Source organism: Rahnella sp. P4_A8 (assembly GCF_056402435.1).
This window is the reverse complement of sequence record NZ_JBFUHK010000181.1, coordinates 1-2,026: the sequence shown is the minus strand read 5'-3', so window position 1 is coordinate 2,026 and position 2,026 is coordinate 1. Positions and strand designations below refer to the sequence as shown.

General features: G+C 44.0%; 2 protein-coding genes. Both read left to right on the top strand.

What is annotated here, in order from left to right; translation table 11 throughout:
- Nucleotides 1-932, top strand: a 932-nt coding sequence (locus AC1DUO_RS24415; RefSeq protein WP_477989172.1) for a type II secretion system F family protein, incomplete at its 5' end; no start/stop codon positions are given.
- A gap of 11 nt (nucleotides 933-943) precedes the next feature.
- A partial coding sequence (locus AC1DUO_RS24410) for a hypothetical protein (protein ID WP_477989171.1) occupies nucleotides 944-2,026 on the top strand: 1,083 nt, incomplete at its 3' end.

Sequence of the window (2,026 nt, the reverse complement as noted above, 5' to 3'; positions counted from 1 at the left end):
GCCTGTTAGGCCCGGGTTTTGCGAAGAATATTTCCGTGTTAACCAATAATATGAAGGCAGGTCTTAAAGGTGCCTCCATTGCCGTTATGTTTGATGGTCTGGTTCCCCAAAGTGAACTTAGCGTTATTCACGCGGCCGAGCAGAGCGGCAGTCTGGCTGATGGCTTTATGACGCTCGTCAATGTCATAAACTATAACAGTGAGTTGAAAAGCAAACTTATTTCCGCCGTGCTTTTCCCGGTGATTATGATGATTCTTTCTCTTATTGTCATCGCAGGATATTCGATGAAAGTTTTCCCGGCTTTCGAAAGTGTCGTTCCCGTCAACAAATGGCCTGGCGTGACACAATCATTATATACCTTCGGGAAAGCATTGGTGGCCGGCCTGTGGATTTATATACTGATTGTTATTACGGTGACAGTCTTTTTCATTAAGACGATTATTTCCAACTTTAGCGGTCAGTTCAGAAATAAATTTCTGGATCGGATCCTTCCCTTTTCGACCTATAAACAAATTGTCGCCTCGATATTTATAAACAACCTTGCGTTGATGTTAAAAAATGGCATTCCTTTAAATGACGGACTCGCCATTATCCTCTTAAACTCTAACAGATGGCTGAAGCATCATATCAATGGCATGCGCGAGAAAATGGCTATTGGGCTGGGTTACGGGGATGCATTGAATACAGGATTATTCGGTCCTGAAACGCTGCTTAACATTAGCTTGTATGCAGAATTACCTTCATTTAATGAGGTGCTTAGTTCTGTTTCAGCGAAGTCCAGAGAACATGTTCAGGAATATATTAAAAAACTAGCCGGGCTATTGAAATCACTTTCGACACTTGTACTGGGTGGCTGTGTGATTTGGGTTTTCGCAGCACTGTTCGCCCTTTCGGATACATTAGGGAAAATGGGCGCAAGTGGTTCTTTTTAAAGGGGTGTATGATGAAAAAAATAATTCTGCTTTTCATTTTCTTGAATATAGTATCGGTTAATAGCTTTTCGGCCACGATACCTAAAGGAGGCGTGTTCAAATTTGCTGAATCTGATAGCGGTGGCGGTACAGCACAACCGCTGGATATGCCCCTTGCGTTGCCTATTGCTAATTTTTTTGGATATACCCGAAGTGGTGACAAATATTCCTATGAGGAGAAAAACTCCCTGCCAATTGCAATAAATATTATGTATATAGAATCCTCTTCCGGACAGGTTCCTGCCCAGCGTTTACCGGAGATAACAGATGACAATTTTGATTTCTCAGAACACTACCTTCACTATGATACACAAGCCAATTACAGCTGGGTGAGTGGCGGTAAAGAAGGAGACTGGGGCCTGCCCATCATTAATGCGAAACCCTATCAGAAAGGCGACCCTTTCCCGGCAATTACGGCATGTTCAGGTACGCCTGTCTCCCTGAAAGAGCAGCGTTATAAATGTAAGCCAGCAATGACGAGCTCGACGCGAAATCTCTCTTTATATGATGAACTGATTGAACTGGCCGCCAGCAAAAATCAAAAGTTATGGGTTGGCACGATTATTTTCCCCCGCGCTTCAGACGGACCTGAAGGTAATACCAGCAACAACAGCACGGGGGGGGAAGGGCATGAATTAGTTGTTTATCTTCCTCATCGTCATATGGAAGTCATACACTTAGAAGCCTTGTTGCTCGGCGATGCTGATGGCAGTGAGCAACGGCTTGCAGCCTGGACACTCCAAAGTGATGACGGAGAATATTTCGTACGCTATAAGAGTTTCAGGATCAACAATGATTATCCTGCAGATTATGCTTTCGTTTCAAACGGGAAAGATACGCTCAATCATAATAAAACAGAGAGTAAGTACCTTATTCCCTACTACCTGGATAACGAGAGGATGGCCATAACAGATGTTGCTGCAATTCATACTCGTCTTGCCGGAGGTGTGCATTGGTCGGGTATCTGGAACGGACAGGGGGCTATTAACGAGCAAGGTATACGGGGTAGTGATATATTGACATGCCTGAATGGTGCTAAAGGATCGGTGGATGAT